This window comes from Corynebacterium sp. HMSC05C01 (genome assembly GCF_001807155.1).
Taxonomy (GTDB): Bacteria; Actinomycetota; Actinomycetes; order Mycobacteriales; family Mycobacteriaceae; genus Corynebacterium; species Corynebacterium coyleae.
On the sequence record NZ_KV787947.1, the window covers coordinates 56,705 to 69,274 of the forward strand.

Annotated in this window: 10 protein-coding genes; 6 read left to right on the forward strand and 4 right to left on the reverse strand. The window is 60.0% G+C overall.

The annotated features are described in order from the left end of the window. The first annotated feature begins 82 nt into the window (after positions 1-82). The 6 genes from HMPREF3145_RS03255 to HMPREF3145_RS03280 all read left to right on the forward strand — a co-directional run bounded on the left by HMPREF3145_RS03255 (position 83) and on the right by HMPREF3145_RS03280 (position 8,670). The gene (locus HMPREF3145_RS03255) at positions 83-3,211 is read left to right on the forward strand and encodes a DEAD/DEAH box helicase (protein WP_070421820.1); all 3,129 of its coding nucleotides are present in this window, start codon (positions 83-85) and stop codon (positions 3,209-3,211) included. Next, a complete protein-coding gene (locus HMPREF3145_RS03260; RefSeq protein ID WP_070421821.1) occupies positions 3,204-4,019 on the forward strand; it encodes an SWIM zinc finger family protein in 816 nt (271 codons plus the stop codon). Before HMPREF3145_RS03255 ends, HMPREF3145_RS03260 begins: the two co-directional genes overlap by 8 nt. A gap of 58 nt (positions 4,020-4,077) precedes the next feature. Beyond that, positions 4,078-5,226 (forward strand): metallophosphoesterase family protein, encoded by a 1,149-nt coding sequence (locus HMPREF3145_RS03265; protein WP_070421822.1) that lies wholly within the window; start codon positions 4,078-4,080, stop codon positions 5,224-5,226. Between the two features lie 2 nt (positions 5,227-5,228). Further along, positions 5,229-7,898, forward strand: coding sequence for an AAA family ATPase (locus HMPREF3145_RS03270; RefSeq protein WP_070421823.1), 2,670 nt, complete (start codon positions 5,229-5,231; stop codon positions 7,896-7,898). 11 nt (positions 7,899-7,909) lie between these two features. After that, positions 7,910-8,383, forward strand: coding sequence for a MarR family winged helix-turn-helix transcriptional regulator (locus HMPREF3145_RS03275; RefSeq protein WP_070421824.1), 474 nt, complete (start codon positions 7,910-7,912; stop codon positions 8,381-8,383). 71 nt (positions 8,384-8,454) lie between these two features. Next, positions 8,455-8,670, forward strand: a complete 216-nt coding sequence (locus HMPREF3145_RS03280) for a PspC domain-containing protein (protein WP_070421825.1) — start codon at positions 8,455-8,457, stop codon at positions 8,668-8,670. Positions 8,671-8,754: 84 nt separating this feature from the next. Here HMPREF3145_RS03280 and HMPREF3145_RS03285 read toward each other — a convergent pair whose 3' ends face one another. The 4 genes from HMPREF3145_RS03285 to HMPREF3145_RS03300 form a co-directional block, all read right to left on the reverse strand. Further along, complete coding sequence (locus tag HMPREF3145_RS03285) at positions 8,755-10,368, reverse strand: alpha/beta fold hydrolase (RefSeq protein ID WP_070421826.1); 1,614 nt, start codon at positions 10,366-10,368, stop codon at positions 8,755-8,757. Positions 10,369-10,440: 72 nt separating this feature from the next. Beyond that, on the reverse strand, positions 10,441-10,899 hold the full coding sequence (locus tag HMPREF3145_RS03290) for a hypothetical protein (protein ID WP_070450152.1): 459 nt from the start codon (positions 10,897-10,899) through the stop codon (positions 10,441-10,443). Positions 10,900-10,916: 17 nt separating this feature from the next. Beyond that, on the reverse strand, positions 10,917-11,450 hold the full coding sequence (locus HMPREF3145_RS03295; protein ID WP_070421828.1) for a YceI family protein: 534 nt from the start codon (positions 11,448-11,450) through the stop codon (positions 10,917-10,919). A 63-nt stretch (positions 11,451-11,513) separates the two neighbouring features. Next, on the reverse strand, positions 11,514-12,434 hold the full coding sequence (locus HMPREF3145_RS03300; protein ID WP_141740792.1) for a CPBP family intramembrane glutamic endopeptidase: 921 nt from the start codon (positions 12,432-12,434) through the stop codon (positions 11,514-11,516). Positions 12,435-12,570: the final 136 nt, after the last annotated feature.

A 12,570-nucleotide genomic window follows, 5' to 3' on the forward strand; every position in this document is an offset into this window, starting at 1 on the left:
TAACGTAAGGGTGCTCTACGTTGCACATAATCCTTAAAAACTTTTAGGGGTCAATTTCGGGGTGGGTGGTATAAGGGTGGGTATGCCTAAATACGTTTTGCACGGGCTCTGGACGTCCGACGCTGGACTTGTCATTTGGGCTGAGCAGGTAGAAGGCCACAGAATTGTGACGATTGGTCAAGTTCCGGAGGGGACTTTTCCGCCAATTGTGCATTCGCTTCTCGACGATTCCCGGTTCCGTCATCGAGAAATCCTGCTCCTGCAAACTCCGAAAGGGCGCCAGGTAACGCTGCGTGCTCCGGTGGCAAAGTTCGCGCCCGAGGATGCGATCAGGTTCTTGGAGAGCATCGCACATCTCGACGGGCCATCACCGGCGGCAACCCCGTCGCAGCGCCAATCGATCGCACCTGACCTGTATTGGCTCATTCGTATGTACGCGGGGTTGACCAAGTTCATCCGAGCCGGGCGAGTGTCCATCCATGTGCCGTACCGGGAGAACCAGTGGTTTGCACAGTGGCAGTTGGGCACAGGTCTTGAGGAGCGTGGCTGGCTCGCGGAGATGATCGCCGCAGCGCCGGGCGTGCTCACGGCCAATAACCACAAGTTAAGCGAGGATTGTGCGACGACATTTACGCACTGGATTGCCTCGACTCGTCTGCGTGATACTGCGACGTCAGAAGCCGGGCGTCCGTTTCCACGCCACGACTTTGTGCTGTCGCTGATGTTCGATACTCCACTTCGTCGCGGCGGACCGAGCCTGGCGCAGCAGGTCGGTGATTGGAACGGCACGATCACCGCCGCGAATCTGCAGCTGGTCTTCATTGCTGAAGACCCGCAAGAGCCGATGACAGATCTTGACGACGACCGCGACGGCGACGGCAGTAGCAACAGTGACGCCGCTGCAGCGGAGCCGTTGTGGCCGGTGCGGATCCAGGTCCGCTCACAGGCGGATTCACCCCGCCCGGTTCGCATGGCGGATTTTGATAGCGCGTCGGCGGATCACCTTCGTGGCCAGTTGCGCTCCGCGATCGCAGTGTCGGAGCTGCTCGATCCCTCACTGCATGGTGCCCAAGGGCGTACTGACGGTGATTGGGATGTGCTGCTTACGGCTGATCAGATCGTCGAGTTCGTCCAAAACGTTGCGCCCAAGTTGCGTGCGGAAGGCTTCGTCGTCATGCTGCCGCGAACGTGGGCGACGGCGGAGACGTCGTCGCAACTGAAACTTGCCCGTCACGAGGACCCGCACGATTCCGCCACGGTCACTCGCATGGGCTTTGACACGCTGGTCAAGTACGACTGGCGCCTTTCCATCGGCGGAGTGGAATTGACTGACGATGAGATGGCGGAACTTGCGCGCTCCAAAACCGGGCTGATCAAACTGCGCGGGGAGTGGGTGCTGGCCGATACCAAGCATCTGTCTAAGTCCGCGAAGTATCTGAACAAGCTCAAGGAAAGCACGCTGAAGAACGCGCTCGCCGAGGCGGAAGCCGCCGAGATCCACGCGCGTCTTGCAGAAGCCGGTGGCAGCGAAGATGCCGAACAACTTGCAGAGATCGCACGTGCGGCTCGCGTGGAGTACGAACGGCTAAAAGAAGCGCAGGGCGAGGGTGTGGTCTCCGCTGCGGAGCTGCGTCAGCTCGCCTTGGAAACTGGCGACGATAGCCCGATCGCGTTTACCGGCTCACCCTGGTTTACCTCGCTTGTCGGCGGCACCGACCGCTCCGCGCCTGAGCGCGTAGAGGTCCCTGAGACTGTCAACGCCGAGCTGCGCGAGTACCAGCGCCGCGGTGTGGACTGGCTGTACTACATGTCCCGCAACAACCTTGGGGCTGTGCTTGCGGACGACATGGGGCTCGGCAAGACCCTCCAACTGTTGTCCCTGCTCGCGGTGGAAGAGGCGAACGGCAGGAAGACCGGACCGACGCTTGTGGTTGCGCCGACCTCAGTAGTGGGCAACTGGGCGCGCGAAGCAGCCCGCTTCGTGCCGGGTATGAAGGTGCGGGTCCACCACGGCACGGGACGGCTCAAAGGTGACGAGTTGTTCGCTGCGGCCGAAGAAGCGGACATTGTCATTTCCTCCTACGGCACGGTCGCCCGCGACGTGAAAGACCTGGCCAAGGTGCGTTGGGATCACGTGGTGCTGGATGAGGCGCAGGCGATTAAGAATTCGGGCACGCAGGCGTCGAAAAGCGTGCGCGCCCTGCCAGCACGCCACCGCATCGCGCTGACCGGCACGCCGATTGAAAACAAACTGTCGGAGCTGCGTAGCATCCTCGACTTTGTTAACCCCGGCATGCTTGGCTCCCAGTCGTTTTTCCGCAACCACTTTGCCAAGGTCATCGAGGCCCGCAGCGAAGATCCTGTCGCGCTCGAGATGAGCGAGCGGCTTCAGCGTCTCACCGCGCCGTTTATCATGCGCCGGCTGAAAACTGACACGGCGATTATCAGCGACCTGCCCGAAAAGGCAGAACATGTCATCGCCGTAGACATGACAGCCGAGCAAGCCGCACTGTACAAGGCGCTCGTGGACACAATGCAGGAAGAACTGCAGAACCGAAAAGGCATTGCGCGCAAAGGCCTGGTGCTGTCCACCATCACGCGCATCAAGCAGATTTGTAACCACCCGGCGCACTTTCTTGGCGATGGCTCCCCAGTCACCATCAAAGGCGTCCACCGCTCCGGCAAAGTACAAAAACTCATGGAACTGCTGGACAACGCTATCGAAACCGACCAGCGCGTCCTGATCTTTACCCAGTACAAGGCATTCGGCGACATCCTCCAGCCGTACCTTTCGGAGCGCCTCGGCGGGAAGATCCCATTCCTCCACGGCGGCGTGGGCAAAACCGCGCGCGACAAGATGGTGGAAGATTTCCAAACTGATAACGGCCCGCGCGCCATGATCCTGAGCCTGAAAGCCGGCGGCACAGGACTCAACCTCACTGCGGCCTCTATGGTCATTCACCTCGACCGCTGGTGGAACCCAGCCGTAGAAAACCAGGCGACCGACCGCGCATTCCGCATCGGACAAGACAAAAACGTTACCGTGTACAAAATCATCACCCGCGGCACCATGGAAGAATCCATCCAAGACATCCTCGACGGCAAAACCCAACTCGCAGGCACCGTCGTCGGCCAAGGCGAAGGCTGGATCACCGAACTGGACACCGATGATCTGGCACAACTGATCAGCTACAGGGGGCAAAATGACTAAACGCCCACGCGAAGACAACGTCATCTACGCCAACTTCGGCGCACGCACACGCGTCTCCAGCCCAGCCGAAACCGGGGCGCAGACCAGCGAACCCTCGCGCGTCAACAGGCTATCCGCACCAGCGATGCGCATATTCAACGCTGCAGTGCGCCAAACCGACGTCGCGCGCGCCAAACGCGGCCGCACCTACGCCGACGGCGGGCACGTCCTTGGGCTGACCGCCGTAACCAACGGCATGCACGCAGACGTTGCTGGCAGCCAAAACGAGCCCTTCCGCACCACACTCGTCCTGCCACACCGCAGCCGCGAAGACATCGAAACAGCCATCGGCTCGCTTGTGCGCGAAGCAGGTTCCCTCGAGCGCCTCCGTGCCGGGGAACTCAATGACGACGTCCTTGACATCCTGCTCTGCTCCTCACCCGACGAGGTGCGGTTTTACTGCGACTGCCCGGACAACGCCCAAGTTTGCAAGCACGCGGTCGCGCTCGCACAGTGCGCTGCCGAACTTATCGACGACGACCCGAGCCTCATCCTCTCCATGCGTGGCATCACACTTAACGCGCTCGAAGACCGCAAACGGCGCGAATCACACAACATGGCGCTCGAGAACTCCGCGCCGGGTTCGCCGTACTTCTGGGATGGCCACGACCTGCCCGATCTGCCACGCCCGAAGATCGCGCCGATGATCGAAGATTCGGACATCCACTTGCTGCACCGTGCGATGCAATCTGTGTCGTTTACCAACATCGACCAATTGCGCGCGGTAGCAGATATCGAGGATCTTTACGACGACCTCACGCGTTCATAGTTCATATGTTCGAATATATTGTGTGCTGTGTCGTGATGGGGTGGTAGTTGTTGTGGGTATGACGCGCACGACATTCATTCACACGTCCGACCTGCAGTTGGGCATGACAAGGAAGTTCCTGTCCGCCGACGCCCAATCGCGTTTCAACGAAGCCCGGCTCCGCGCGGTAACGCGCCTCGGCGAGATCGCCGAAGAGCGCGGAGCTGAATTTATCGTGGTTGCAGGCGACGTGTTCGAACACAATTCGCTCAAGCGCGAAACGCGGGGGCGCGCACTCGAAGCATTGCGGCATCTCCCGGTGCCGGTGTATCTGTTGCCGGGAAACCACGACCCGTTGGTGGCGGATTCCATCTTTAATTTCACCTCTGACATTGATGGGGTGACGGTCTTGGGAGACTCCACGCCCGTGGAGGTCCGCGAAGGCGTGGAGATTGTCGGTGCGCCACTGCTGGCCAAGCATGCCTCCGAGGATTTGTGCGCGAAGGGGATTCGGAATCTGGAGCCGACAGAAAACGTGCGCATCTTGGTCGGCCACGGCCAGGCAGAAGGCTATGGCACCGAGGAGACGGCGGCGCTTATCGACATTGCCAAACTAGATGCGGCAATCGATCGCGGCGTGATCGATTACGTGGCGTTGGGAGATACCCACTCCACGCAATCACTGTCGGACTCAGGTCGAGTGTGGTTCTCCGGCTCCCCGGAAACCACCGACTACTTCGACCGTTCACCTGGCGCGAAGGGCGGGGAAGTGGATTCCGGCAACGCGCTAGTCGTGACCGTGGAGAAGGACAGTCTGACATCCACAGTCGAGGTTGAGAAGGTTCCGGTTGGCACCTGGACGTTCGAAGCACGCTTCTGGGAGGTCAACGATGCCGACGATGTTGCCGCGGTTATCGACGATCTGAAGGCCTATCCTGCGAAGGATCGGACTGTGATCAAGTATGCGCTCTCCGGCACGCTTGGCCTGGAAGCAACCCGTACGTTGCAACGAGAGTTAGACGAGTTAGAGCCGGTCTTTGCCGCTCTCTACGAGCGGGAGCGGTTGATGAGCCTGCACCTCGAGCCAGACGAGGAAGAGCTAGAGAATTTGCCGCTGACGGGTTACGCCAAGGAGGCGATGCGCGAGCTTATTGGTGTTGCTGGCGATGAGGCTACAGCGCGCGATGCCGTGAACTTGTTGTTCCGTCTGTCTAAGGAGGTCCACTAATCATGCGTATCCATTCGCTGACCCTCGACAATGTTCGTGCGATTGAGCACCTGGAGCTGCGTGACCTGCCGGATACAGGCGTCATCGTTGTCCACGGACGCAACGAGGCCGGCAAGTCGACCATCTTGGACGCGCTTGATGCAGTACTCAACGAGCGTCACACTGGCGGCGGCAAAAAGATTCGTGCCCTCGCACCGGCTGGGCGGGACGAATCACCCGAGGTGGAACTCAACGCCACTATCGGTGAGACGACCTTTACCGTGCGCAAGCGTTGGCTCAAGGGCAAGAAATCGGAATTGACGGTGCACACGCCGGTCCGCGCTAACTTCACCGGCCGCGAAGCCGATGATGAGCTTTTGCGGATCCTGGACGAGCACCTGGATACAGCGCTTACTCAGACGCTGTTTCTCCGCCAGGGGGACCTCGATCCAGCGATCGCTGCTGCCGGTATCCCAACGATCTCCCGTGCCCTTGACGCGGAAGCCGGAGAAGGCGAAACCGGTGAGGAAGATTCGGACCTTGCCCGCGCCATCGATGCCGAATACGAAAAATACTGGACCAACGCGCAACCACCGAAGAAGAAAGCACCCTATGCGGCGTTGTTTACCGCCGTAGAGGATGCCCGCGAGAAGCTGCGAACACACGAAGCGGAAGTACAGCAGCTGTCGCAGTACGTCGATGAGGTTGAGCGACGCAAGAGTGAAATCGACAGCATCGACAAGGAACTGCCTGATGCCGAGCAAGAGTTGCGTGAGCGCGAGCAGGCAAGCGCTGCGGCGAACCAGGTCCGCGATAAGGCAGCTACCGCCCAGGAGCGCCTCGAGCGAGCGACGATCACTCGCAAACGTGCTGAGCAGGATGTAGCAGACCGCAACGCCCTGAAGAAGCGCGTGGAGTTGGTCAAACATGAGGAAGCTCAGCTCCGTGAAGAGATTGAGCCTGCACGAAAAGCCCGTAACGAGGAAGGGGAGAAGATAGCAACCCTTCTTGCGGATGTCGAGGGCGCGAAGACACGACTTACAGACGCACGCACTGCATCCAAACATGCAGAGACCTTGCGGGATCTTGCACGGGCGAAGCGTCGCCTCAAGACCATCGACGAGCAGCTCGAACGCATTGGCACGGTAGAGCAGGCATATAAAGAACTGCTTTCCAACGCGCCAGAGCGCGACGTCACCGACAAACACATTCGGGACCTTGAACAGGCAGAAAACGAGGTCACACTCCAGCGCCGTCTGCGCGACGCATCCTCGGCAAAACTAGAGATCACCGCAGATAATGCGACGATCACTGTCGATGGCGATGATCGCCCCATCAACGGCACGGAAACCGTCGCGGTCTTCGAGGGCTCCACGTTGCAGTTGGGTGAATTCGGCGTGGTGTTCCGCGCAGCCCAAGGCACCGCAGATCCCCAAAGCGCCGTAGAGAAGGCAGAACGCGCATTTGCTGATGCACTTGCCGCCACCGGTTGCGACAGCGTTGATGAGGCCCGTGCCACCCGCGACGCCTCTCAGGAGTACGCCTCCGAACTCAAGGTGGCGCGCCAGCGTCTCGACGACACCCTCGCCGGTGCATCCGCCGACGAACTGCGTGCCGAGCGGACCAAACTGTCGGCACAGGCTGAAGAGCTTGCGGCAGCGCTGAAAGACACTGCTGCATCCGATGTCGTAGCGGAGGTGGACGAAGCCGACGCAGAGGAAGCGTTGCGCGAGACGCAAAAGGCGCTCGCTAACGCAGAACGTGACGTGGACGCTGCCGAAGCCGCACTGAAACCCTACGTAGACAAAACCGCAGCACACACGCTGACCGTCCTGGAGACCCGTCTGGAGGCAAAAACAGCAGAAGCCTCTGCAGCAGCCGCGGAACTGTCCCGTGCGGAGGAAACAACACGTGCCGAAGATTTGGACAAAACTCTCCAGCAAGCGTGTGAAGACGAAACCGAATCCCAACAGGTTGTTGACGCGCTAAAGGCGGAATTGGCGGAAGCGGATCCCGAATTCGCCGCATCCCTGCTGGAGGGAGCCACCACACGTCTGAGCAATCTGGAGAAGCGCAAGAACGATGCACAGAACCGAATCCGCGAGCTCACCGGATACATCGACATGGCCACCGGTACTGCCGAGCAAGCCGACCATGCTGCTGCGGAGCTCGAGATCGCCCAAGCCGCCCTTGACCGTGCAACGCGACGGGCAGAGGCGGTGAAACTCCTACGCGAGACTATGCACCGCCACCGCGACGTTGCCCGTTCGCGCTACGCGGCGCCGTTTAATGCCGCAGTGCGCGAGCGTGCCCGAATCCTGTTCGGCCCGAGCGTAGATTTCAACTATGGCGATGACCTGACGATTACGGACCGCACCGTCGATGGCGTCACGGTGCCACTCGATCAACTCTCGGGAGGCACCAAGGAGCAGTTAGCGATCCTGACCCGCTTTGCCATCGCAGACCTGGTGTCCGGAGAGGGGACAGGTGCTCCTGTGCCGGTAGTTGTTGATGACGCGTTGGGTGCGACCGACCCGGAGCGCCTCGCTCGCATGAACTCGCTATTTAGCCAGGTAGGCAAGCACTCACAGGTGCTCGTGCTCACGTGTTTCCCGCAACGATTCGACCGCGTATCGGCTGCACGGACCTACGCAGTGGATGACTTAAAGGGGATTCATAAGGGGATTGGATAACATCATCGGTTATGGCTACTCAACCGCGCTGGCTTACTGAGGACGAGCAACACCTCTGGCGACTGATCCTGGCTGCCTCGAAGAAGGTAAATAACGCCATCGATGAGCGGCTGCAGGAAACCGCAGCCATGTCTGCTCCCGAGTTCTCAATCCTGGTGGTGCTTTCCGAAGCCCCAGAACGGACAATGCGACTGCGCGAACTGTGTGCCGAGCTGCAATGGGACCGCTCGCGTGCGTCGCACCAGGTCACACGAATGGAAAAGCGCGGATTGGTGTCGAAGAAGGTGTGTCCGGGCGATGCGCGCGGCGTATTGGTGACTATCACCGATGAAGGCTTCACACGCCTGGAATCTGCAGTGCCGGATCACGTCGAAACCGTCCGCCGTCTGATCTTTGATCAACTGACAGACGAACAAAGGCACGTACTTCAAACCTGGCTGAACGATGTCATCGCAGTCGACCCACGTACCCCTGACGGTTCGTAAAAATCTCGCAACATGTTTCCAGAACCATTGCCGGAGCGAGGGAAGCGGAGTTTGATGGAGGCATGTCTTATATGAATAGCTCCCAGAACTTTAGTAACACTCCGAAACGACTTGAACGGTCGATGACTGATAAGTACATCGCGGGCGTATGCGGTGGCATCGCGAAATACTTCGGGGTGGACTCCACCCTCGTTCGCGTGGTCTTCATCCTGCTGGTACTCGCCGGGGTAATGCCGGGCCTGTTGGCATACATCGTTGCTTGGATGATCATGCCGGCAGAGTTCTAAAACACAGAGTTTTAGAAAATAATGCAGCCCGTGATGTGGTTCGTCGCTACGAACTCCATCACGGGCTGACGCCTATGCGCGGGGCTATCCCTGGTTGAAGTACCCCGGCTGATCAACCGGTCCAAGGTTGCCGGTGCGCAGGTATTCGACAACCTGACGGTCGACAGCCTGGTTGCCGCGCCCGACGTGACCGTGGCCCGGGCCGTGAACCGTCACCACGTGCGAGCCCATCGGCTGGGCGATGCCGAAGCGTCCCGCATACATGGTTTGCGGATCACGCGTGGCGTTGATCTGCAGTGGACGAGTCTTCAGCTTCGAACCGTTGAGCGCCACCTTGCCCGTGACTGGCGCTGCGCCGTTGCAGGTCACACCAGAGCCGAACTGCAGAGCAGGGGCGGTGATGACCTCGCCGGTCTGGTTGGCCCAAAACGCTTCCGGAATAAGGCCGTAGTCCGGCGCAGCGATGTTCTCGTTGCAGGTCTGCACGGCGAGCAACTCGTTGCGGGCGATGGACTCGTCTTGGAGGAACTTCATCAACTCAGGCGCCGGCTTGGCCTGGTCTTGCTTTAGCGAGCCATTGGTGAGCCGTGCAAGCGAGTCCCAGTCCGCTGGCGAGGGCAGCACATTGCGAGTGGCCAGCAGCAGCGGTGATGACACCTGGTTCGCACCCGGGTTGAGCATGCGGGAGATAATGCCTTCGCCCTCTACACGGGCCTTGCCGGCAGCCGACATAGCGTCTGCGCCCGCTTGGCCGGCAAACGCGAGTGCAGGCGGAAGGTCGCCCACACGGGCTGGCGGTGGGGTCACGGTCGGGTTAGTGCCGGACTGTGCGACGACCACGTTCGACCAGTACTGGTACGCCTTCAGTGGGGTATTGCCCATGCGGTACTTTGCGTCGTTTGCGGCGACCCACGCGAAGTACTCGTTTAGTGCACGTTCGTAGCCGCCCTTTTGGTCCAGCAGGATCTTCGACCACTGGTCGTTCGGGTTCATCGCGGAGTCGAGGACGACCTTGTCGGTGCGGTTGGGGAACATCGACGCGTACGCCGAGCCCAAGTACGTGCCGTACGACAAGCCCATGATTGAGATGGTGTCGTATCCAAGCGCCCAGCGGACCATGTCCCAGTCACGGGCGTTGTTGTAGGTGGTGATCGTCTTGGTGTAGCCCGGACGAGGCTTCTCGCACAGTTCGCGGGTGAGTCCGCCTTGGGTGACCGTGGCGTCCCATGTCAGCTTCGCTATGTCGGCAGGGCCGTTCATTGCAGGGTCAGCGCACTTCAACTGAGTAGAACCAATCAGGCCACGCGGTTGTACCGCTACGAGATCCCACTCGTTGCGCATCTCCTGCGGCCACTTCATGCCTTCGTTCATGCCGAAGAAGCTGTAAGCATCGCCACCAGGCCCGCCTGGGTTGCCGAAGATCGCGCCACGACGTGCACCCGGATTTTGAGCCGGGATCTTGATAAAGCCAACGGAGATGTCGCCAGCCGTGGGGTTGTCGTAGTGCATGGGCACCAAAATGCGGCCGCACTGTGCGCCCTTGGCATCAACGTAGAACGGGCACGACTCCCACGTAATGACAGGGGAAGTCGGCTGCGCGTGAGCAGGGGTTGCGGTCAGTGGTGACAAGGTGAGTGCCAGCGCGCCGAGTGCTGCAGCACTTCGCTTGACGACGCGTCTCGTGACCGACTTCAACATAGCCAGGCTCCTTTTCTCCATACCTAAGGTTTCGCTTAACCGAATCTACCGGAGTTGTCAGCTATCGCCACGCTACGCGCCGATTCTTTCGCGAATTGCACGCTGCACGTGGTCTTGATCCGCCACGGCAACGAGGCAGTCATCTGCATTGCGGACACAGATGCGCACCGTGGGCCCGCCGAGGGTGAACGCGTCCGCATCGGCGTAGCGGTCCGGCTGGTCGGTCAGCATGGCAATACCGGTGAAGTGGATCAGGCTGGGTTCTTCTCCGGGGCGCACGTCCTTGATGTCCGAATATGAGATGGTTCTGGATCGGCTGCCAAGGGTGGTGGTGAGGGAGTCGTGGTCAAGAACCAGCGCCACTTTGCGGGAGAAAATCCAGAGCCCCCAAAGCACCACCACGAATCCAAACAACAGCGCACCGTAGAGTTCGCCGCTCAACGCTGCAACGACGACTGCCACAATGACGAAACCCGCGACGAATGCCGCGGGTAGACCGCCTGGATGGCGGGTAAACACTTTCCGCTCCATGGCGGCGAGTATAAGGGCTACTGCTTGATGCCGGAGCCTTCGATCTCGATGCCGACCTTCTCGCTGACCAGCATGCCGCCGGAGTTCAGCGGTGCCTGGAAGTCGATGCCGAAGTCCGTGCGGTTAATGGTGGTGCGAGCTTCGAAGCCGATGCGTGTGTTGCCGAACGGATCCTCTTCGACGCCAAACGTCTCGACGTCAAACGTGATCGGCTTGGTGGTGCCCTTGATGGTGAGGTCGCCAGTGACGGAGCCGTTTCCCGACTCATCGATGTTGAACTCGGTGGCGGTGAACGTCATTTCCGGGTGCTTGTCGACGGCGAAGAAGTCGTCGCCACGCACATGCTCATCACGATCAGCGTTGTTCGTATCGACGCTCGCGGTGCGCACAGTGCCCGTCGCGGTGCTCTCGGCCGGGTTCTCGGCGATGGTTAGTGTTGCATCGAAGTCGGTGAACTCGCCGCGGACTTTGGTCACCATCGCGTGGCGCACGGTGAAGCCGATGGTGGAGTGGGCAGGGTCGAGGTTGTAAGTACCGGTCAGGTTAGTCATTGCGTCTCCTTTATTCGATGTCGTTACGTGTGGCGCCGACTGTAACGGAGTAATGGTGACACGTCAACAAGTGTTTGACCGGCAATTTGCTGGTTGAGAAGTAGCTCGCTTAATGAGCAGATACGCTCCGGCGGTCGCCGCCACGGTGGCCACTACAGAGATCGCAAGATCGCTTGACGACGACACCGCCAAGTCAACCCCGTCCACACCGAATGCGTCCGGCGCGTAGGCGAACGTGTTGCCAACGGCGTGCACCGCAGCCGCCGCTTCAATACCACCGGTTGTGTGAGTGAGGAAGGTGGCGCACAGCGCGAACACGGTAACGCTGACCATGCCTTGCCATTCGTAGTGGTGGCCTGACAAGAAAAACAGCAGCGGAATCAAGTACGCAATCACGGCGGGGGAGAACCACTGGCCGGTGATCTGCACAAGCGAGCCGCGGAAAAAGAGTTCCTCGGACAGCGACTGGAGCGGTGCCATCGCGACGATGACGGCCAGTGCAGCGACATTCATAGGAGTAAAAGTCGCCTGGGACCGGTCCGAGATAACCACCGCGTAGATGCCCTCGGCGCCGAGGAACAGCAGGGCGGGTAGCAAGGCGAGCCCGAAGTTGCGCCACCTAAAGCGCAGTTCCCTGGACCACAGCGCACGGGGGTCGCGGCCTGTCACTCGGGCAGCGATGAACCCCGCGGGGATCATCGCCACCCACCCAATAAATGTTGCAGCTGCGAGATACGGATGCTCCAAAAACGAGTATTCCGCGAACGCGCTGACCTCAGGATGGGCGATCTTCTCGTACAGGTAGAACAGGCCGATCGCCGCGCTCGTTAGCGTGACCAAAAGCACCAGAGCGATGACGAGTTCAATCAACGGACGCCACCATGCCGGCCGGGGTGGAGTGGGGTTGTCAGTGTTGGGCGGTGTGGCGGGTCGTCGATACGCGCGTCCGAGGAGGTGGTAGGCGATGGATGTCGAAGCGTTCAAGATGTCACCTTTATTGCTACTCGTCGTGTTTCTTATCCCAGCGATACCTGCGGAGGTCAAAGATTGGCAAAATGACGATGTAGTAGACCCCCAGTGTCCACGCGGCCGGTTTGAGTAAGTTGCTTAGGTTGAAATT

Bases quoted from the DNA above. Each gene is read 5' to 3' on its own strand.
- HMPREF3145_RS03265 (WP_070421822.1), top strand. From the start codon at position 4,078: ATGACGCGCACGACATTCATTCACACGTCCGACCTGCAGTTGGGCATG.
- HMPREF3145_RS03285 (WP_070421826.1), bottom strand. From the start codon at position 10,368: ATGTTGAAGTCGGTCACGAGACGCGTCGTCAAGCGAAGTGCTGCAGCA.
- HMPREF3145_RS03280 (WP_070421825.1), top strand. From the start codon at position 8,455: ATGAATAGCTCCCAGAACTTTAGTAACACTCCGAAACGACTTGAACGG.
- HMPREF3145_RS03270 (WP_070421823.1), top strand. From the start codon at position 5,229: ATGCGTATCCATTCGCTGACCCTCGACAATGTTCGTGCGATTGAGCAC.
- HMPREF3145_RS03295 (WP_070421828.1), bottom strand. From the start codon at position 11,450: ATGACTAACCTGACCGGTACTTACAACCTCGACCCTGCCCACTCCACC.
- HMPREF3145_RS03255 (WP_070421820.1), top strand. From the start codon at position 83: ATGCCTAAATACGTTTTGCACGGGCTCTGGACGTCCGACGCTGGACTT.
- HMPREF3145_RS03290 (WP_070450152.1), bottom strand. From the start codon at position 10,899: ATGGAGCGGAAAGTGTTTACCCGCCATCCAGGCGGTCTACCCGCGGCA.
- HMPREF3145_RS03275 (WP_070421824.1), top strand. From the start codon at position 7,910: ATGGCTACTCAACCGCGCTGGCTTACTGAGGACGAGCAACACCTCTGG.
- HMPREF3145_RS03260 (WP_070421821.1), top strand. From the start codon at position 3,204: ATGACTAAACGCCCACGCGAAGACAACGTCATCTACGCCAACTTCGGC.